The following is an 18,676-nucleotide window of genomic DNA, read 5'->3' on the forward strand; positions in this document are numbered from 1 at the left end:
TCAGGTGGGCGGCGTGAGGCCGACAGGGATGCGCTCGTTTTCGGGGTAGAACTGCTGCGCCCAGTGGCGGAGCGCGGTGAAGCCGGCGTACTCGCCTCGGGCGAGTGCCGCGGGATCTGCGTACTTCTGGTGTGACCAGATGTAGATGTCAGCCTCGAACTGCTCGATAACACCTCGTGCGTACTTGATCGCCCGGGCGCGGGACTCGTCCTCGCTGAGGCCTGGCTCGCGTCCGATCCAGACCGAGAACCGTACGTCGCAGGTTTCGTCGTCGACCGGTGTCACTGCAGTCGCGGTGCGGTTGTCGATCATCCCGTGGCTGCGGGTGATGGCGAGTCCTAGTCCGCAGTTGATCGCCTCGACGCCACTGTCGACTTCCTCGATCGTGCCCGGCTCGCCTTCGAACGCGACGGTGAAGTCGACGTACGAGATGGGAGCGTCGAACTCCTGGCGAGTGAACTGCGGGATCAGCGGGACCTTGTGTACGTACTTGAAGTGGGCGAAGTCGACGCCGTTCTCGATGACGTATTGCGGATGCAGTGAGAGGCGCTCGTTGAACAAGATCGAGTCTGGGTAGGGCTGGTGGTAGTCGTCAGCGCTGCGACCGTCAGGCCAGCTGTTGAAGATGTCCGGCACCTCGAAGAAGGGCGCTCGCTTCTCGACGTCGTGCCAGATGTAGATCGCTTCGTTGAGCTCGACCGTCGGATAGGTCCGGATCTTCTTGCCGATGTTCGGCCGGTCCTCATACGGGATGCACACGTTCTTGCCGGCGAGATTCCACTGCCAGCCGTGAAAGGGGCACTGGATCGTGTCGTCGATGACCGTGCCGCCGAACCCAAGGTTGGCGCCGAGGTGCTGGCAGTACGAATCCATGACCGTCACCTCGCCGGAGTGTCCGCGCCACGCGATCAGTTCCTCGCCAAACGCCTGGACGCGGTGGACCTGACCGACCGCCACCTCGGCTGCCCAGGCGACCTGGAACCAGCCCGTGGGCTTCATCGAGAGCGGCGGCTTGGGCACGGGGGAGTCTCCTCGAATCGACGTCAACGCTTGAAACTGGACAGGTGTCTAGTGAAGATCGTATGGGACGACGAGCGTCCGCACTAGGGTGACGCCATGTCTCTTCCTGAGCCGGGCCCAGACCGTACGGCGGTGGTCACCGGAGCGTCGTCCGGGATCGGCGCCATGATCGCTCGAGAGTTGTCGCGACGTGGGCATCACGTCACGCTTGTTGCCCGATCTGCCGACAAGCTCGAAGCCCTTTCAACGGAGCTGGGCGATGCCGATGTGATCGCGATGGACCTGTCCGATCGATCCAGCCGTGCCACGCTGCCCGAGATCGTCGGCAAGCAGGGCCGAGACATCGACATCCTGGTCAACAATGCAGGTCTGTCCACCCTCGGCGCTGTCAGCAAGTCCGACCCGACGGCAGAGATGAACATGATCGAGGTCGACGTCGTCGCCGTCGCCGATCTCTGCAGCCGAGTCCTTCCGGGCATGGTCGAGCGAGGACGGGGCGCAATCCTCAACGTTGCATCGACGGCTGCGTTCCAACCGCTGCCCGGACAGGCCGGGTACGGCGCAGGCAAAGCGTTTGTCCTCTCGTACACGCAGAGCCTCGCCGGTGAGCTGCGCGGCACCGGCGTCACGGCAACGACACTCTGTCCCGGACCCGTCCACACGGGGTTTGGCGAACGCGCTGGCTTCTCCAAGGAGGACGCCGAGGCTGCGCTTCCATCGGTGATGTGGGTGTCCGCCGAAGACGTGGCGAAAAGTGCGATAGACGGCATGGCCAAGGGGCGACTCGTGGTCATCCCGGGCAAGGTCAACCGCGTCGCAGCCGCTCTGTCCCAAGTGACACCCAGGACGCTGCTGCTACCAGTCCTGTCGAAAGGTCACCCGGGGCTGCGCTGATGCCGAGGAACCAGATCTCGCCCATGCCGCCCGTCGCTGAGGGCGTTGGACTCCCTTGGGACGTTCCGGTGGCCGATGCTGTCGCTGAACTGGCGGCGGCCAGGTCAGCATTCGGTGACACGTTCGTCGTGGACAGTGGCCGCGATCGCTACCTGTTCACGTTCACGCCAACCGGTGTGGAGTCGTTCTACGCGTTGCCTGAGGCCGATGCCAGCAAGGGTGTCGCGGACTATCTGATGCTGCGTCGCAAACTGCCCGATGAGATCTTCGACGGACGTAGGACGCTGCCCGGGACGCTGTTCCGCAAAGGCGACGTGGCGTCATACCTGATCAATCTGGAGTCTGCTCTAGAGGTTGAGATTGCGGAGCTACGGGAGTCCGGCAGCGTTGACGTGTTCGGACTGACTCGCAGACTTGGACACCGTATGGGGCTGGCCTCGTGGGCGGGACCTGGTGCCGCAGAAGGCGAAACGTTTGAGGCTCTGGTCCGCGCCTTCGATGCGCTGGACGGTGCCGACTCGTTCGTCCACCCCGATGCGATGCAGGCGGTCGCAGCGTCGGGCTATGCCAACGAGCGCGCTGCTTTGGCGGAGATCGTGGATCTGTTGAGCGATGTCGTCACTGAGGGGAACGGTCACGTGCTGTTCGATCGGATTGCGTTGGCTTGGGCCGACGAACCAGATTCGGTCAGGCGTACGGGTATTGCCCACGACGTGGTGTTGATTCACATCGCGTCGATGTCCAACCTCGCGTCGGCCTTGGGGTGGGCCTTGGTCGACCTCGTTGAGAATCCATCCGCGGCTCAGCGTGTTCGCGCCGGAGACCAGGAACATGCCAGCCGGTGCGCGCTCGAGTCCATACGGTTGGCGCAACGCTCGATCATGGCACGCACGGTGCTTTCGCCGGTCGTGTTCGACGACGGCGAGATGACGTACGAAGTGGGCCATGGCACCACCATTGCGACTCTGCTTCCCCTGACCAATCGGACGCCCGAGCTTGGTCACGACATATGGGATCCCGAGCGCTGGGACCGGCATCGATTCACCGACACCGGTGGGCTGGGAAGCGCTCAACTGGTGACGTCATTCGGGCACGGCAAGCACTCGTGCCCGGCACAACCCTTCTCGCTCGCGGCCACGACCTTGACGATGACCAGGCTCCTGGCCACCTTCGATCTCTCGGCAGGGTGGTCGTCGTACCCGGTCCCGGTTCCCGCTCAAATCGGCGGAGTTGCTCGAGCTGATGACCCCTGCCCGATGGCCTATCGCAGGCTGAGCCGAGGCCATTCGGAAGACTAAGTAAATCGCGAGTACGGCGGGCCGTAGAGTCCGTGTCGTACATGCGCCGATGACCATTGGCGCGCCAAAGGAGGGGTATGGGCCGACCGCAGGAGGTAGATGTCGACGCACTGCTTGCCCATGCGCGCGCAATCTGGGTCAAGGGTGGAATGTCGGCAGTGACGATCCGCGCGCTGAGCGAGCGGTCGGGTGTCTCCAACGGTGCGATCTACTATCACTTCGCGTCACGGGACGATCTCCTCGCCCAGGTCTGGGCCGCGGAGGCTACGGCGTTCAGAGCATTTCGAGCTGATCAGATCGAGGCCGCGCGTCGAAGTGGGAACCGCGAGGATGCAGCCGTCGCTGCCTCTCTGGCGACAGGAGGCTATGCCGACGTCGATGGCGCGGCCGCGCGGGTGCTGGTGGCCAGTCGTCCGGACGCGGTGAGTTCGGATGGTGTTCCGAGTCAGCTGGTCAAGGAGTTGAGCCGTCACCGTGCGCTCACCGATGGGTTGGTTGGCGACCTCGCAGCGGAGGTATGGGATCGAAGCGACGAAGTCGCGCAAAAGTTGATGCGCAATTGCGTGGTCGACATTCCGGCGCGAATCTTCATGAGCGCCGGCAATGATCCGCTGGCCCGCTACGCGATCGAGCAAGCCGTACGAGGAGTGCTGGCGGCCGGGCCTCCGAACTAGCTCTTAGGCCAGCAGCTTTGCGATGGCCTTCCTGGCTTTGGTTGCCTCGGGGATCAGCCGGAAGATCGGGTACACGTGTTGCATCCCGGGTGCCTCGACGTACGTGATTTCTCCTCCGGCGGCACGAACGCGTTCGACGAGCTGGCGTGAGTCTGTGGCCACGACATCGTGTGAGCCCGTGAAGACGTGCATCGGGGGCAACCCGGAGAAGTCGCCGAATAGCGGACTCACCCGTGGGTTTTCGAGTGGGAGATCGCCCGCGTAGACCTGTGCCGCAGCCAGGAGGTAGTCGCGACGCATCATGAGGTCGTGCGGCGCAATCGTGGCCTGGTCCGGGTGGGTCATTGCGAGGTCGAGCCATGGCGCCAACAGGATCAGCCGAGCGGGCAGTACGTCGCCTGCATCGCGCAGGTTTTGGGCGGCGGCGACTGCGATGGTGCCTCCCGCCGAGTCGCCGAGGACGCTGACATTCGCAGCGCCGAACTCCTCGACGGCGTTGCGAATGACGTCGCATGCGCTGGCGACAGTCGTTACTGCGGTGGCTTGGGGCGCGAGGGCGTAAATCGGAACAAGGCAGGTGCTGCCGCTGCGCCGTACGAGCTCCATCACGAGCCGCCATTGGCCGGAGCCGATCTCGCTGATGAAGGAGCCGCCGTGCACGTACACAAAGCTCCGCGGAGCAGGGTTCTGCTGAGGTGTCAGGCGGTAGACGAGGGTGGCTCCGACGTACTGCGTGGAGATGTCGATCCCGCTGGACACTTTGTCGGTCGGAGGTTCGTACGGATCGGGGTGCTGCTGCTTGACTCTGATGTACTCGGCGACGGTTTCGATGCGACCGCCCTTGGCGATCCTCCGCCGAAGGACCGAGTGGAAGAGCAACGTACGCAGATCCAACTTCATTGAGCCATCAGATCACGCGACCACCCGTGTGTACGTGCCCGGATAGTCTCGAGACCTAGTCCAGGGGGTGCGTATGCCAACGCCATTTGAAGTCCATGAGTCCGGCGCGCTGCTTCACGGGACGAAGGCGGACCTCACGGTCGGGGATCTGCTGGTGCCTGGGCGCGAATCGAATTTCGAATCCGGGCGGATCATGAACCACATTTACGTGACCGAGACGCTGGACGCGGCGGCGTGGGGTGCTGAGATGGCGGCGGGCGAAGGTCCGGGCCGGATCTACATCGTCGAGGCCACTGGCGAGCTCGAGGACGATCCGAACGTGACCGACAAGAAGCTCCCCGGCAATCCGACCCGGTCCTACCGGAGCCGCCAGCCCGTGAAAATCGTCGGCGAGCTCCTCGACTGGGAGGGACATACGCCCGAACAGATTCAGGGAATGCGGGACGGCCTGGCCAGGATGCAGCGTGAGGGTACGGCGGTCATCTACGACTGAACGGCTGATGTGGTTTGCTGTCGTCGTGGAAAACGAGAACATGTTGCAGTCCGCCTTTGATCGCTATCTCACCAAGGTCGAGGAAATCTGCGAGACCAAGGACTGGTCGGCCTTCGCCGACATGTTCACGGAGGACGCCACCTACTGCGAGCACGCCTACGGCGACTTCAACGGCCGTGAGGAGATCCGGCCGTGGATCATCAAGACGATGACGACGTTCCCGGGTAGCGAGATGATCGGCTTTCCGACGGCGTGGTCAGTGCTTGATGTGCCGACCAACCGGGTCATCTGCGACATCCGCAACATCATGCGCGATCCCGGCGACGGCTCGGTGCACGAAGCCTCGAACATCACGATCCTGACGTTCGATGACGACGGCAACCTGATCCGCGAAGAGGACATCTACAACCCGCAGAAGTTTGCCGACATGACGCGCGACTGGTGCCGCGTGGCTGACGCCCACGGGAACCTGAGCGACATCGGCAAGAAGATGCTCGCCGCTCTCGGTGGCTAGAGTTGGTCCATGGCTGATTGGCGAAGTACGACCGTTGACTCCCTGCGTCACCTGATCCACGAGGCGGCTCCGGGCGTGACCGAAGAGGTCAAGTGGGTCAAAGCATCGAACCCAGACGGAGTGCCGACGTTCTCACTGTCGGGGCTGATCTGCACGGTCGAGACCTACAAGGACAAGGTCAAGGTGACGTTCGCCAAGGGCGCGTCACTCCCTGATCCCGCCGGGCTCTTCAATGCCAGCATGGATGCAGGCACGCGTCGAGCCATCGACATCTCCGAGAGCGACATGCTCGATGAGACTGCGTTCGGCGAGCTCATCAAGAGCGCCGTAGCACTGAACGAGAGCTAGAGGCTCACGCGACGTTGCGCATGATGACCGCAACCGTGTCGACGAGGTGGTCGCCGAGCTTGTCGTAGCCGAAGACCCCCATCCCCGATTGCATCAGCGCGCCGGTCATGGCAAACGACAGCGTCATCACGACCTGCGCGGGAAGCCGCGCATCGGGCCCGACGGCGTTGTGGAACTGACCAACGCACCACAGGCCGATATCTGCTCGTATGCGGTGAACTTCGGGGTCTCCAGCCAACAGGGCCTTGTGTACGGCCGCGGTGAGCTCGGGAACCCCAGCGACGACATCGGACAGATGTCGTACGAGCTCCTGCAGACGGCCCGTCGGAGTCGGCGACTTCAGCCCGATGACGCCCTGCTGCTCGATCACGCGCCAGAAGAGCTCCGCGAACAGGTGATCCTTCGATGAGAAGTACGTGTAGACGGTCGCGGGCGAGACTCCAGCACGTTGGCCGACGGCGCGCATCGCGAGGTCTTCGTGCCCGACCTCCCTCAGCAAAGCCATGGCCTCGGAGTAGAGCCGCTCGACCGTTGCGGCCTGTTTGTCGTTCAGACCGCGACGTGGAACCGAGACGGGACGGTTGGTCATACGAAGCTGCGGCCCGTCATGAGATCGAGCCGCCCAGATAAGCCGACTCCAACAGCGTCGGATCCGCGGCGAGCTCCGCCGCTGTGCGATCCAGGACGACTTCGCCGTGAACGAGCACGATGGCGCGATCGGCCACCTCGAGCGCGAGATGCACGTGCTGCTCGACCAGCACCACGACGGCACCGGTGTCTTTTGCGACTCGTCGAACCATCGGCATCAGTTCTTCGACAATGATCGGCGCGAGTCCCATCGACATCTCGTCCAGGAGCAGTACGCGGGGCTCCTGCATGAGCGCACGAGCAACTGCGAGCATCTGCTGCTCACCGCCCGACAGGTGACCAGCCGCCAGCTTGCGGCGGACAGCCAAGGCGGGGAAGCGATCGAATGCGCCGTCGACTGTGGTGCGATGGCGTCCGCGTGCGGCGAGGAGGTTCTCCTCGACCGTGAGTGCGGTGAACAGTGCGCGGTCATCGGGCACCAGGACGATCCCGGCGTCGGACGCGTCGGCCGGCCGGCCGTTCTTGACCGTGAGACCGCCAACGCTGACACTTCCCGACTGAGCGGGCAGCAGGCCGGAGAGTGTGTTGAGCAGGGTTGTCTTGCCTGCTCCGTTCGGACCGAGCACTGCGACAACCGAACCGCCAGGCGCGGCGAGATCGAACTGGCGGACCACTTCGATGTTGCCGTAGCCAGCCTTGACCCCGGTGCACACCAGCAGGTCTTCAGCCGACCCAGATGTGTGGCCTGTCTGATTCTCGGCGATCGTCGTCATGAGACAACCTCCTGCTCGGCGTGGGCTGATCCGAGGTATGCCTCGGCGACCCGGGAGTCAGCGCGAATCTCTGACGGGATGGCGTGCGCGATGACCTCTCCGAAGTTGAGGACGTAGATGTCGTCGCACAAGTTGAGAACCAGGTGCATGTCGTGGTCGATCAGCAGGATCGTCACGCCGCTGTCGCGGATCTTGCGGAGTCGCACTCCCAGCCACTGGCTCTCTCGGCTGTCGAGGCCACCTGCGGGTTCATCGAGCATGAGGACCTTCGGGTTGCCGATCAGTGCTCGTGCAATCGAGACAAGCTGACGACGTCCCTGCGACAACTCGGCGACCGGCAGATCGGCGACCTCGGCCAGGCCGAGAAGCTCGAGAGTCTCATCGACCGTACGAGCAGTTCTCCCGTGCGCCGCTGATGCGCCGACGATGACGTTCTCGTGGACCGACAGGTCTTCGTACAGTTCGGCGTGCTGGAACGTGCGCCCCAAGGCGTTGCGCACGCGCTGGTGCGGTGCCTGACCCTTGAGGTCCGTTCCGTCGAGCTTGATGGTGCCGGTGCTCGGAGTGAACCCCGACAACGCGTCGAGCAGGGTTGTCTTGCCTGCGCCGTTGGGTCCGATCAGTCCGACGATCGTTCCCTCTCGAACGTCAAGGTCGACACCGCTGACGGCGACGACGCCGCCGTATCGAACGCCCAGGTTGCGAGCCTCCAGTACGACCTCTCCGCCGCGGACGGGCTCGAGCGCAATCAAGTCCCCATCCAGGGGCTCGGAGGCAGCAGTGATCGGAGCCTTGTCGCGGCGCCGTTTCTGCAGTCGCTCATGAATTGGCCCGACGACACCCTCGGGATTGCCGATCAAGGTGAGGATCAGACCGAGGCCTGCGATGACCGCGAACCACTCGCCGCTGAGTCCGCCGACCTTGTTGAGGATCAGCGGAACCATGCCGCCGATGCCGATGAGACCGGCCGTGACGCCACCCGAAATGCTGGTGATGCCCGCGAGGTAGGCCGTCGCAAACAATGTCAGGCCGATGAACGTGGAGAAGCTGACGAACGTGACGTTGCCCTGGAAGTAGGCCAGCATCGATCCGCCAAGGCCGGCAATGAACGAGCCGATCGCAAACGCGATGAGCTTGACCCGTACGACGGCCACACCCGCACCGGCTGCCGATCGTTCGTTGGCGCGTACGGCGAGCATCTGCGACCCGAGACGTGACATACGCAGCTTGGCGACAGCCACTCCGACCAGCACAAGAACGGTGAGGACCAGCAGGCCGAACTGCACGCGTGGGTAGTCGAGACCAACGCGGGATCGGAGATCGAGTCCGAAGAGCGTGGGTCCCGTGACGTCCTTGCCGGAGCTGCCGACGAAGTCGGAGTTGGCAAACCAGAATGCTTCGAGTGCGACGGCGGTCGCGAGGGTGACGATGGCGACGGGAAGACCTCGTACGCGAAGTGCCGGAAGACCCACGATCACGCCGACGACCGACGCAACGACGGCTGCGATGAGCGGGGCGAGGGGAAATGGAACTCCCCAACTGTCCGTGAGCGTTGCGAGCGAGAACCCTGCGACTCCAGCGAGCGTGAGCTGCGCAAAGGACACCTGGCCGGCATAGCCGGTGACCACGACGAGAGACAGCGAGATGATCGCGAAGATCAAGCTGGTGATCAGGGCGACGAGCCAGTCGCCGCTGAAGAGGAATATCGCTGCGACTCCGACGACCGAACTGACCAGAGTTGGCAGCGCGATCGACTGCGGACGTGGAGCGCGGCCAAGGGATGCCCGCAGGTTGAGGCCTCGGCTCGGCAGTGGCTTCGCGCGGGCGACGAGAACAAACAGGATCAGGAGGAGGACTACCAGCTCACTGCGACCTGAGGTTGGGAGCCAGGTCCACGTACCGGCGAGGTAGGTCAGGTCCGACTGCACCATTCCGATCGCGATACCGGCCACGACGGCAGGCAGGATGCGGTCGAATCCCGCTACGACGGCCGCGGCAAGTGCGGGGACGATCAGCAGGGTGAACGAGTTGGGGGTGAGCGGCAGGATCGGCGAGATCAGGATGCCGGCCAGTGCCGCGACGGCACCGGAGATCATCCAGTTGGCGGCGGCGATCCGGTCAGGCTTGATGCCGCTGACGTACGCGCCCTTCTCGGTGTTGGCTGCTGCTCTAGTCAGCAGCCCGAAGCGTGTGAACCGGTATGCGGCGGCAAGGGCAGCCGCGATCGCCACGACGATGAGCGCGAACCAGACGCGGTCACTCGTGACGTTGACGCCGGCGACCTTCCAGGAATCCACCGGAAGGATGGGCTGTGTCTGTACGCCGTCAACGCCGATTCGGAGTGTGAACATGCCGGAAAGCACAAGCATCACGCCGATGGAGGCGACGGCCTTGCCGACGGGCGGCACATCGCGCAGTGGGCGGAAGACGAGCAGGTAAATCAGCAAGCCCGTGAAGGCACAGATTGCCACGGAGATGGCCGCGGCAGGCACGAAGCCCAGCTCGGTGCCCAGGTCCACGCTCTTCGGGAAGCCCGGGACGGGTATCAAGAACTCCCCGCGACGGAGGAACGCGTACGTGTACGCGCCCAGCAGTGCGAGTGTTCCGGAACTGAAGTTGATGACGCCGCTGGAGCGGTAGGTCACCACCAGGGTCAGGGCTAGGGCTGCGTAGATCGCGCCGTTGGCAAGGCCGAACAACAAGAAAAGAATGTGCTGATCCATTGGGGCTCCCTCCCCTGAGCAAGGGTGGACCGGACCGAAGTCCGGTCCACCCGCTGCATCAGAGCAAGGCCTCCGTGGTGGCGAAGCCCTTTGCGTTGAGCGTGGCGGCGATGGTCTTCGAGTTGCACACTCCCTGAAGGACGGCCACGGCCTTTCCGTCACAGTTGAGCGTCAGGCCCGGTGCGAGTCGGAGCGGCACTGCCTTGGGCATGTGCTTCAGTGCAGCGACTACGTCCTTGGCCGACGTTCCGGCGCCGGGAGTCAGGTTCACTGACTCCACGAAGCCCAGGAAGGTCTGGTAGGCGACCTGGCCGCTGTCGGCGCCCGTGTCGATGTCGTCGCCGAACTTGTCCATGATCGTCCCGAACTCCGACAGACCCTCACGCTCTGGGATGCGGGTGATGGACGACATGGTCGTCACGCCTTTGAGTCCGTTGGGCATGCTGTCGATCTGGTCCTGCTGGAAGGCCGAGATGTTGGTGATCATCGGGCCGTCGAATCCCAGCTGGTTGAGCGACTTGATGGCCCTCGTGACGAACGCGTTGTCGCCGAGGATCGTGAAGGCGTCCGAGCCGTTGTTGATCGACTGCTGGATCGCAGATGTCGGGTCAGCAACCTGCAGCGACAGTGGCACCATTTCGAAACCGATGCCCTGAGCTGCAAAGAGGGGCTTGGTCAGTGCTTCCACCGGGCCTGTGGCGGCCGGTGCGTCGACGACGATGAAGCCGCCTGTCTTGGCGCCGGCCTTCTTGATCAAGGCGGCGCTCGCCGAGGCGATGGCGAGCGGGTTCTGGAAGACAAAGCCGGTCTTGCTGGACATGATCGCCTCGTCAGCTGTCAGCGAGACGATGAACGGGACGCCCGTGCCCTCAAGGGCTTCGAAGATCGCGTGATCCTGGCCGGTGACGCCGGTGGTGACAGCGACGACGCCTTCCTTGGCGAGCTTGACCGCACACGCGGTGGCGGTTGCCGGGGTGGCCTCCGTGGAGCAGGTGACGAGCTCGATCTTGTTGCCGCCGAGGCCGCCGAGATACTCGTTCGCGTAGTCGGCCGATGCCTGTGCTGCACCGATGCCGTTGCCCAGGGCGCCGGATCCAGCCTCGGCGTCACCGATGAAGCCCACCTTGACGGGTGAGCCGGTGGCCTTGTTGACGGCACCAAGATCCACATTCGCGGTCTCGTTGCCATCTGAGTCGGAGCTGCCTGCGCAGCCGGTGAGCGTCAGCGCAAGGCTGACACCAATGGTGAGCGCGGCAATGCGGCCGCGACGTGTCGTGATGTTCATGGTCTCCCTCTTGCGCTACTCCGGTCGCCGAATGGCAACCAGGCTCCCTCCGGCTCCCTCGAACCGGCGCAAAGTGACCTAGGCCACTCGACGTTGAATCTAAACACTGTTCAGACACGCGTCAACGAATTGGCGCGAAACTTCCCACGTGTTCAGTTCTGATGCTTGCACGAGAGGGGTTCAGTGCCCTCGAATCGTGTTAGTCGAGCGACCCGACGTTGGCTGAATCAGAGACAGATTGCGCCCAGCGCGGAACGATGAACAGGCCTGAAGCCTCAACGGCGGGCACGTCGCTGTCTGCCGGTCCGATGTGCGCTGTGACGGTGATCTTGCGGCCGTTCTCCTTCGAGATCCAGCCCTTCATCCGCACGCGTCCGAGCGGCAATGGAAGCACGTACCGAAGAGTCAGCGTGCCCGTGACGATCAGCCGAGTGTGGCGATCGCTCGCGGTCTCGCCCATGAGGTGATCAAGCAGAAGAGACGAGACACCTCCGTGAACACAGCCTGGAGGGCCCTCGTACGCGACACCGAGATCGAGTTCTGAGCTCACCACGTCGTTGTCATCCCAGCTCAGCACGACGGGCGGTGCGATGGCATTGCGGACGCCGACGACGGCATTGCCCCAGTTCCAGGACTTGCCGTCTGAGTTGTAGTGGATTCCGGCGGGCTCGGGAGGGGCATCCTCAGCGAGGATCTGCGACGCCTGCTGTACGAGCGCGCGGGCAGCAGCGACTCGATCCGCGTCGACCCGGGTGCGGATGGTCAGGTCGCGGACGTCGCGAATGTCTTGCGCCAGGTCGCCGTACAACCGCTCCGCTGCTTCGACTTCAGCAGTCGAGAGAGGCGATTCCGAGAAGGACATCGATGAAAGGCTGGACACTCGTCAGGCTCCTAGACCGGTGTGATGGGAATTGAGCGGCGGCCTTCGAACGCGAAGTCCGTGCCAGTGCTGAACTTGGCGATCACGAGCTCCTGAGCCTCGGGAGCTGGCTCGTCTCGCCGGACCGCGGTGACGACCCACTCGTCGTCGGCGAACGCCTCGATCTCGACATCGAGATGCGGGTCGAGCACGCGTACGACTGCCTGCAATGGGTCGAACCACTCGGGCCCGCACAGCGAGATCCAGGCAGCATCGTCATGGGCAGGCGAGCGGCGTACGACGATCGAGTCCGTACCGATCTCAGCCGAGACGTACGCGCTCGGGTTGAGGATCGGGTGCAGCGCGAGCAACTGCAGGGCCCCCTGCTCGTCCTTGGGGATGTCGAGGGCGCGGGCGATGCGGTAGGCCGACATGGCAGCTGAGCCGGTGGTTTGCTTGCGGCGGATATCGAGGATCTGCTCGGCCGCATCACTTTGCTCGGCGAGCGCGAGGACGAAGCTGTTGTCGAGCAGCGCCATTTGGAGGCACACCTCGTCGGCGATGCGGATCAGCGCCGATCGCGAGAACGCGGCGAAGTCGAGGTCGGACAGCAGAGGGCCGGAGTAATCGCACAGACCTTCGTCGGTCTGGTCGATCGGGGTCAGCTCAACCAAGGCAGCTTGTGTCTTGGCATTGATCGCGACCGCCGGGATCGGCTGGGCTTCGGGGTAGGACTCGTCGATGATGACGGTCCACGCGCAAGCCGGCGTACGTCCGGCCGGAACCCGAGGCGGCCGGTGGATCGGCCGTACCTGGGCCCTGGGGTTGGATGCGACGGCTGTGGCATCAAAGGTCGGGTCCTCGATGTCGTGGCACATGCCCTGCACGTAGTCCTCGCCCATCGGCTCTACGTCCATCAGTGCGCCGCAGTGGTCGAGATGGAACGCACCGTGGTGTGGGTCGTCCACGGTGTAGCGGAAGTCGAGGAACTGTGGCGGGGCACCGATCTCCATCTGGATGCCCTTGAAGATCGTCACGACGTCGCCCTGGCCGTCGACGGCGGGCGCGAACCCGAGTGCCCGCTGCATTCTGCGGGTGTAGATCGGGCTGGCGCCGGCCCACTCTGCGATCGCGATCTGCAGCATTGCGTCGCGACCAAAGGCGCTGATGCACCACGCCATACCGGACCGGTCGATCAGGTGTCCTGACAGCAACAGCTCCGGAACCAGGATCGCGAGATCAGCGTGACTCAGGTCGGCGTAGCGGCTCGCCGGGGGAGTCATGCAGTCAGACCCATGCGCGATGACAGCTTGTCGAGGTAGGCCAAGACCTTGTCCTCATCCGAGTCGGGGACGCCCCAGATGAGTTCCGTGGCGCCAGCCGCCATCCAGTCGGCGAAGTCTTCGGGCTCAGGCTTCTTGGCGACGAGGATGCGTACGTCCGGCTCGCCCTCGCGACCAGCATCAGCCCATTCCTTGCGCAGCAGCTCGGCCTTGGCAGCGGTGTCGGTCTCGATCGGCGTGGTCATCCAGCCTTCGGCGTTCTGCGCGATCCACTTCATGGTTTTGGGGCCGCCACCTGCGCCGATGATCACGGGAATGCGACCCTGCGGGGGCTTCGGGTAGGCCCAGCTCTTGCCGAATGACACGAACTGGCCGTCGTACGATGCCTCTTCCTCGGTCCACAGCGCACGCATGGCCTCGAGGTACTCCTTGAGCACGGTGCGGCGCTTGTTGGCCGGCACGTTGTGGTCGGTCAGCTCGTCGGTGTTCCATCCGAAGCCGGCGCCGATCGTGAGGCGTCCGTCGGACAGGAAGTCGAGCGTGGCCAGCGTCTTGGCGAGCGTGATCGGGTCAGACTCGACGGGGAGTGCGACGGCGGTCGACAGGCCGATCTTCGTCGTCACAGCAGCGCAGGTGGCGAGTGTCGTCCACGGATCGAGGGTGCGCATGTAGCGATCGTCGGGAAGCTCCTCGCCGCCGGTCGGATGCAGCGCCTCGCGCTTCACCGGGATATGAGTGTGCTCAGGCACGTAGATCGTGTCGAAGCCACGCTCCTCGGCAGCCTTGGCGAGATCGGCCGGCCTGATGCCGCGGTCAGAGGTGAAGAGAACAATTCCGTTGCGCATGGACTCACTGTAGAACCTGTTCTACTATCTCGGAATACCGGCTGGACACTTGTCTAGTTTGGAAGGTTCGAGAGAGGTGTGCCGGTGATTCAGGCTGACTATGTCGTCGTGGGTGCCGGTAGTGCAGGGTGCGCCCTGGCCCGGCGGTTGGCGGAGAGCGGGGCCAGCGTCGTCCTCCTCGAAGCTGGCGGAAGCGACACCGCTCGTGGACTCAAGAACCTGATCGAGATCCCCGGCGCGGTTGCAGCCTTGCTTTCCACACCGCAGCTCAAGAAGCGCGTCGACTGGGGTTACAAGTCCGTCCCGCAGACGAACGCCCTGAACAGGGTTATCCCGATGACTCGCGGCAAAGTCGTCGGCGGCTCGAGCTCGGTCAACGGCATGCTCTTCGTGCGCGGCAATCGGCAGAACTTCGACGACTGGGCAGCGGATGGCTGCCCGGGGTGGTCGTACGACGACGTCCTTCCCTTCTTCAAGAAGATGGAGGACTGGGAGGACGGCGCCAGCGCGGCCCGCGGCTCCGGCGGACCGATCAAGGTGCGTCGCCACACCGGCATGACCGAGGCGGCGAAGTCGTACCTGAAAGCGGCCGTCGATCGACTCGGCGTGCCGTTCCTCGAGGACTACAACGGCGGCGAGCAGGAAGGCATCGGACTCGTTCAGCTCAGCGCTGATCGCGGCGTCCGCTACTCCGCAGCGCGTGGCTACCTTCGTACCGATCCGCCGGACAACCTCGTCGTGCTCACCCACTCGCGGGCGACCAAGATCGTCCTCGACGGCTCGCGCGCCACGGGTGTCGAGATCATCGCAGCTGACGGAACGGTCGAGACGATTCACGCCGGCCGTGAGGTCATCGTGTCCGCCGGCACGTTCGACTCCCCGAAGCTCCTCATGCTCTCCGGGATCGGACCCGCAGATCACCTCAAGGATCACGGGATCACGGCGGTCGCTGACCTGCCGGTGGGAGAGAACCTCCAGGATCACCTGTTCGTCCCGATCTCGTTCCGGATGGACTCGGCTGTTCGCCGCCCGACCCCCTTGTACTTCCTGCGGGGTCTGGCCAAGGCCCGCTTCCGCCGGTCCGGCTGGGCCGCCGGCGCACAGTTCGAGACCCTTGGATTCGTACGAACTTCCCACTCAGGGGCGGCTCCCAACTTGCAGCTGCACGGCCTCTACTGGATCTACCCGTTCCCCAACCAGGATGGCGACAAGGCCGTGCGTCCGCCCACGACCAAGCCGGGCATCTGTGTTCTCCCCACCCTGATCTACCCCGAGAGCCGAGGGACCGTACGACTCGCTGGTTCTGACCCGACGCTCGCGCCGCTGATCGACCCTGCGTACCTGTCGGCCGAACAGGACACCGAGGTGCTGCTCGAGGGCATTGCGATGGTTCGCGAGCTGATGGTCGGCGTAGGCGACAGCCAGGGCGAGATCGTGCCCGGTCCGGACTACTTCGACCCGGACGCTCTGCGGAAGCTGCTGCCGAACATCGTGCACAGCGTCTATCACCCGGTCGGCACCTGCCGGATGGGTTCAGATGGCCGCGCCGTGGTTGATCCTGACCTGAAGGTTCGCGGCATCGAAGGGCTGCGGGTCGCAGATGCTTCGATCATGCCGACGGTCACGGGCGGCAACACCAACGCTCCTTCCATCATGATCGGCGAACGCTGCGCTGATCTCATTCTGAACAAGGACCAGGTATGACCACAGAGTTCAACATCGGTCTCGCGCACGAGCTGCTGGGAGAGGCGCTGGCGGACAACGAGGTGCTCGTCTTTCGCGATCGCCGTCTGACGTACGCAGACCTCGCTTCTCGTAGCCGTCGACTTGCGACTTATCTCCATCGCGCGGGCCTCGGCGCCCACACCGAGCGGGCCGACCTCGCCAATCACGAGTCGGGCCAGGACCACGTCGCGCTCTACCTTCACAACGGCACCGAGTACCTCGAAGGCATGCTCGGCTGCTTCAAGAGCCGCTGCGCCTCGATCAACGTCAACTATCGCTATGTCGGCGAGGAGCTGCGCTACCTGTTCGGCAACGCCAATGCGAGGGCCGTGATCTATCACGGCACGTTCGCTCCTAAGCTCGCCGCCGTACTCGACGCGCTGCCGAACCTCGAGGTGTTGCTCCAGGTCGATGACGGCTCAGGCAACGAGCTGCTGCCGGGTGCGGTCGACTACGAAGAGGCGCTGGCCTCAGTGCCTGACGAAATGCCTGACGTCCAGCACTCGCCGGACGACTTGTTCATCCTTTACACGGGTGGCACCACCGGAATGCCGAAGGGCGTGCTCTGGCGCCAGCACGACATCTTCATGTCGGCGATGGGCGGCCAGGTTCCTGGCGTGTGGGACGCGATCTCCACGTACGACGAGTTCGTCGAGCGTGCAGTCGCGGGTGCGGCCTCGAACGGCACGATGGTGATGGTCCCGCCGTTCATGCACGGTGCTGCGCAGTGGTCGTCGTTCATCATGATGGCTGGCGGCACGAAGATCGTGATTCCGAACGAGAACACCCACATGGACGCGGCAGACATCCTCCGCACGATCGATCGCGAGAGCGCAGCAACCATCACAGTCGTGGGCGACGCGGTCGTACGCCCACTGCTCGACGAGATCAAGACGGGCCGGTACGACCTCTCGTCGCTGGTCATCATCGGCAACGGAAGCGCGGCCCTGTCTCCGGAACTCAAGGAGCAGGTGCTCGAAGAGCTGCCCAACATCTTCATCAACGACTCGATGGGTGCTTCCGAGACCGGCGCTCAGGCCTCGCATCTCTCGGCGAAGGGCAACGTCTCGACCGGCAAATTCGCCGTCGGTCCTGGTGCTGTCGTCGTCAACGAGGACCTGACTGCACTGCTCGAACCCGGGCACGACGGCATCGGCTGGCTCGGACAGGCGGGGTGGGTTCCGCTCGGTTACTTCGGCGACGCCGAGAAGACCGCCAAAACGTTCCCGATGATCAACGGCACCCGCTACGCGGTGCCGGGCGACCGTGCGCGTCTCCTCGCGAACGGCGAGGTCGAGGTGCTCGGCCGCGAGTCCGCCACGATCAACACGGGTGGCGAGAAGGTTTTCGCCGAAGAGGTCGAAGCCGCCATCACCAGCCACGCTGATGTGCGTGACGTCCTGGTCGTCGGCCGTCCGCACGAGCGATGGGGCAAGGAGGTTGTCGCGGTGATCGAGCTCGAGGAAGGTGCGGAGATCTCCGATGACGAGCTGGCGGAGCATGCCGGTGAGCGGATCGCGCGCTACAAGATCCCGAAGGGCTGGGTCTACGTACCCAAGATCGTGCGTTCGCCGTCAGGCAAAGCCGATTATCGCTGGGCGCACACCGTTGCTGAGGAGGACGCGAAATGACGATCCTTCTCGTCGAGGACTGCGACCGCGTACGCACCGTGACCCTGAACCGTCCGGACGCACTCAACGCGTTCAACGAGGCGTTGTATGACGCGCTGACCGAGGCGTTGCGTGCGGCGGCGGCCGATGACTCGGTGGCCGTCGTTCTCCTTACCGGTGCAGGCAGGGCGTTCAGCGCCGGCACGGATCTTGCCGAGATGGCAGCACGCGTGAGCAACCCCGACTTCGTGCCGGGCAAGCACGGGTTCACTGGGCTGGTCGACGCTCTCGAGGAGTTCGACAAGCCGCTGATCCTGGCGCTCAACGGGTTGGGCTTGGGAATCGGCGTGACGATCATCGGCTTCGCTGACCTGGCTTTCATGTCGACCGCCTCAAAGCTCAAGTGCCCGTTCGCCAGTCTCGGCGTCGCTCCGGAGGCAGCGTCCAGCTATCTGCTGCCGCAGCTGGTCGGCCGACAGAATGCGGCGTGGATCCTGATGTCCTCGGAGTGGATCCACGCTCCCGAGGCGCTGGAGGCGGGTCTGGTCTGGCGGGTGTGCGAACCGGATGAGCTCCTGGACGCCGCCCGGAAGCACGCCACGACGTTGGCCGCGCTGCCGATCTCGAGTCTGCGAGCCATCAAGCGCACGATGATGGAGCCACTGCGCGAGGGGATCGCAGCAGCTCGACTTCGCGAGAATCAGTGCTTCGCCGACCTCATGGGTGGGCCAGCCAACACCGAGGCGCTGACGGCGTTCGCTGAGGGACGGGCACCGGACTTCGCCAACCTCCCCGCTGGCTGGTGAGTTCGCACAAACCCTTGCCTTGAGCGTGCGTCGCGCTT

General features: G+C 64.2%; 18 protein-coding genes. 9 read left to right on the forward strand and 9 right to left on the reverse strand.

What is annotated here, in order from left to right:
- Window positions 1-1,020 carry a Rieske 2Fe-2S domain-containing protein gene (locus J2X11_RS05920; protein WP_309967892.1) on the reverse strand — a complete coding sequence of 340 codons (1,020 nt, stop codon included), beginning with the start codon at window positions 1,018-1,020 and terminating at the stop codon, window positions 1-3.
- A 96-nt stretch (window positions 1,021-1,116) separates the two neighbouring features.
- On the opposite strand from J2X11_RS05920, the gene J2X11_RS05925 reads away from it, so the two are divergent.
- The 3 genes from J2X11_RS05925 (at window position 1,117) to J2X11_RS05935 (ending at window position 3,886) form a co-directional block, all read left to right on the forward strand.
- Window positions 1,117-1,914, forward strand: coding sequence for an SDR family NAD(P)-dependent oxidoreductase (locus tag J2X11_RS05925; protein ID WP_309967894.1), 798 nt, complete (start codon window positions 1,117-1,119; stop codon window positions 1,912-1,914).
- A complete protein-coding gene (locus J2X11_RS05930) occupies window positions 1,914-3,212 on the forward strand; it encodes a cytochrome P450 (protein WP_309967897.1) in 1,299 nt (432 codons plus the stop codon). The genes J2X11_RS05925 and J2X11_RS05930 overlap by 1 nt, the downstream gene beginning before the upstream one ends.
- Window positions 3,213-3,289: 77 nt before the next feature.
- Window positions 3,290-3,886: a TetR/AcrR family transcriptional regulator gene (locus J2X11_RS05935; protein WP_309967900.1), complete on the forward strand. Its 597-nt coding sequence runs from the start codon at window positions 3,290-3,292 to the stop codon at window positions 3,884-3,886.
- A gap of 3 nt (window positions 3,887-3,889) precedes the next feature.
- Here J2X11_RS05935 and J2X11_RS05940 read toward each other — a convergent pair whose 3' ends face one another.
- A complete protein-coding gene (locus J2X11_RS05940; protein ID WP_309967903.1) occupies window positions 3,890-4,786 on the reverse strand; it encodes an alpha/beta hydrolase in 897 nt (298 codons plus the stop codon).
- Window positions 4,787-4,859: 73 nt separating this feature from the next.
- Between J2X11_RS05940 and arr the strand changes: the two genes are divergently transcribed.
- From arr to J2X11_RS05955, 3 genes are read left to right on the forward strand one after another with little or no spacing between them, the layout of a single operon-like run.
- Window positions 4,860-5,279 (forward strand): NAD(+)--rifampin ADP-ribosyltransferase, encoded by a 420-nt coding sequence (arr, locus tag J2X11_RS05945; RefSeq protein ID WP_309967905.1) that lies wholly within the window; start codon window positions 4,860-4,862, stop codon window positions 5,277-5,279.
- Between the two features lie 25 nt (window positions 5,280-5,304).
- Window positions 5,305-5,793, forward strand: coding sequence for a nuclear transport factor 2 family protein (locus J2X11_RS05950; protein ID WP_309967907.1), 489 nt, complete (start codon window positions 5,305-5,307; stop codon window positions 5,791-5,793).
- Window positions 5,794-5,802: 9 nt separating this feature from the next.
- Window positions 5,803-6,141: a DUF1801 domain-containing protein gene (locus tag J2X11_RS05955; RefSeq protein ID WP_309967909.1), complete on the forward strand. Its 339-nt coding sequence runs from the start codon at window positions 5,803-5,805 to the stop codon at window positions 6,139-6,141.
- A gap of 4 nt (window positions 6,142-6,145) precedes the next feature.
- On the opposite strand, the gene J2X11_RS05960 is transcribed toward J2X11_RS05955, so the two are convergent.
- The 7 genes from J2X11_RS05960 to J2X11_RS05990 form a co-directional block, all read right to left on the reverse strand.
- Window positions 6,146-6,730 carry a TetR/AcrR family transcriptional regulator gene (locus tag J2X11_RS05960; protein WP_309967912.1) on the reverse strand — a complete coding sequence of 195 codons (585 nt, stop codon included), beginning with the start codon at window positions 6,728-6,730 and terminating at the stop codon, window positions 6,146-6,148.
- Between the two features lie 16 nt (window positions 6,731-6,746).
- A complete protein-coding gene (locus J2X11_RS05965) occupies window positions 6,747-7,502 on the reverse strand; it encodes an ABC transporter ATP-binding protein (protein WP_309967915.1) in 756 nt (251 codons plus the stop codon).
- Complete coding sequence (locus J2X11_RS05970) at window positions 7,499-10,225, reverse strand: branched-chain amino acid ABC transporter permease/ATP-binding protein (protein WP_309967918.1); 2,727 nt, start codon at window positions 10,223-10,225, stop codon at window positions 7,499-7,501. Before J2X11_RS05970 ends, J2X11_RS05965 begins: the two co-directional genes overlap by 4 nt.
- 58 nt (window positions 10,226-10,283) lie before the next feature.
- Window positions 10,284-11,510 (reverse strand): ABC transporter substrate-binding protein, encoded by a 1,227-nt coding sequence (locus J2X11_RS05975; RefSeq protein WP_309967923.1) that lies wholly within the window; start codon window positions 11,508-11,510, stop codon window positions 10,284-10,286.
- Between the two features lie 199 nt (window positions 11,511-11,709).
- Window positions 11,710-12,372 (reverse strand): PaaI family thioesterase, encoded by a 663-nt coding sequence (locus tag J2X11_RS05980; protein WP_309967927.1) that lies wholly within the window; start codon window positions 12,370-12,372, stop codon window positions 11,710-11,712.
- Window positions 12,373-12,401: 29 nt separating this feature from the next.
- Window positions 12,402-13,652: a hypothetical protein gene (locus J2X11_RS05985; protein WP_309967928.1), complete on the reverse strand. Its 1,251-nt coding sequence runs from the start codon at window positions 13,650-13,652 to the stop codon at window positions 12,402-12,404.
- Window positions 13,649-14,497, reverse strand: coding sequence for an LLM class F420-dependent oxidoreductase (locus J2X11_RS05990; RefSeq protein ID WP_309967930.1), 849 nt, complete (start codon window positions 14,495-14,497; stop codon window positions 13,649-13,651). Before J2X11_RS05990 ends, J2X11_RS05985 begins: the two co-directional genes overlap by 4 nt.
- Before the next feature lie 84 nt (window positions 14,498-14,581).
- Here J2X11_RS05990 and J2X11_RS05995 point away from each other — a divergent pair, with 84 nt between their 5' ends.
- The 3 genes from J2X11_RS05995 to J2X11_RS06005 are packed head-to-tail and all read left to right on the forward strand — an operon-like array spanning window position 14,582 to window position 18,638.
- Window positions 14,582-16,201 carry a GMC family oxidoreductase gene (locus J2X11_RS05995; protein ID WP_309967932.1) on the forward strand — a complete coding sequence of 540 codons (1,620 nt, stop codon included), beginning with the start codon at window positions 14,582-14,584 and terminating at the stop codon, window positions 16,199-16,201.
- Window positions 16,198-17,853, forward strand: a complete 1,656-nt coding sequence (locus tag J2X11_RS06000; RefSeq protein ID WP_309967935.1) for an acyl-CoA synthetase — start codon at window positions 16,198-16,200, stop codon at window positions 17,851-17,853. Before J2X11_RS05995 ends, J2X11_RS06000 begins: the two co-directional genes overlap by 4 nt.
- The gene (locus J2X11_RS06005) at window positions 17,850-18,638 is read left to right on the forward strand and encodes an enoyl-CoA hydratase/isomerase family protein (protein WP_309967936.1); all 789 of its coding nucleotides are present in this window, start codon (window positions 17,850-17,852) and stop codon (window positions 18,636-18,638) included. Before J2X11_RS06000 ends, J2X11_RS06005 begins: the two co-directional genes overlap by 4 nt.
- Window positions 18,639-18,676: the final 38 nt, after the last annotated feature.

The organism is Aeromicrobium panaciterrae, assembly GCF_031457275.1.
Taxonomy (GTDB): domain Bacteria; phylum Actinomycetota; class Actinomycetes; order Propionibacteriales; family Nocardioidaceae; genus Aeromicrobium; species Aeromicrobium panaciterrae_A.